1 protein-coding gene is annotated in these 318 nt (G+C 63.8%); it reads right to left on the bottom strand.

Translation table 11 applies throughout. From position 1 onward, the window contains the following. Positions 1-27: 27 nt before the first annotated feature. Positions 28-318, bottom strand: a 291-nt coding sequence (locus VTU_RS29855) for a SwmB domain-containing protein (protein WP_010109379.1), incomplete at its 5' end; no start/stop codon positions are given.

The raw sequence follows: 318 nt of genomic DNA, 5'->3' as shown, positions 1-318 counted from the left end.
AGGCGACGGTCACGTGCTGACCATGGGTCACGGGGGGGTGGCCAAGGACAATTTAATGAGCTTGGCCACTGCGTCCACGGTGACACCGGTGACCGCCCTGGGGACACCATCCACGAGCACCGTGAAGTCCCCGGCGGCCGGCTTGCGGTCCTGGTCCGCGTTCAGATTGCTTGCGTCGTTGAATCGGAGCACCAGATTACCGGTATAGACGCTGATCGTGGGGATCTGGTATCCGTCGTCGCCGGTGGTAATCAGCTGCGGGGGCGTGCGGTCCGGCGTGTTGTTCGTCACGGCCCGATTGCTGAAGTCCGCCGCATC

The organism is Verminephrobacter aporrectodeae subsp. tuberculatae At4, assembly GCF_000193225.1.
Taxonomy (GTDB): Bacteria; Pseudomonadota; Gammaproteobacteria; order Burkholderiales; family Burkholderiaceae_C; genus Acidovorax; species Acidovorax aporrectodeae.
Note: the sequence above shows the minus strand (reverse complement) of the source record. Positions and strands in the feature narration are given on the sequence as shown.